We start from the raw sequence: 386 nt of genomic DNA on the forward strand, positions 1-386 counted from the left end.
CGTTTTCACCAATTACCGGTGATAAAAAACATATCTTTTTTGACTATGACCAAGCAGCCACAGATGGCGTTGCAATTAGTGATGTGTGCGGCAACAAGTTCAATCAAGTTACACAAAAATATGAAGTTACGGACCACACCTATGTTGTTGGAAAAGTAGTTAAGCAAAGTCTTCCTGAAGATAAAGCACTCTTATTGATGAAGAAGGCCGCTCATAATATTATTGCGGAACTAAATAAACCGGTTCTCATGTCTAAGACTCAGCACTGTCATATAGCTGATTACTATGAAAACAAAACATACTAATCTAGTGTTGGATGATTACTCGACGGAGTAGTCGTTCAACACTTTTTCTTTTACTATGTAAAGTGGAGATGAAGCCAATGC

At 37.6% G+C, this 386-nt stretch carries 1 pseudogene; it reads left to right on the top strand.

Features of this window, described 5'->3' with window-relative positions:
- Positions 1–305 (top strand): annotated as a pseudogene (locus WS44_RS09670) (XRE family transcriptional regulator); the annotation flags it as partial.
- Positions 306–386 lie beyond the last annotated feature (81 nt).

This window comes from Lactobacillus sp. N54.MGS-719, assembly GCF_000980505.1.
GTDB classification, from domain to species: Bacteria; Bacillota; Bacilli; order Lactobacillales; family Lactobacillaceae; genus Lactobacillus; species Lactobacillus amylovorus.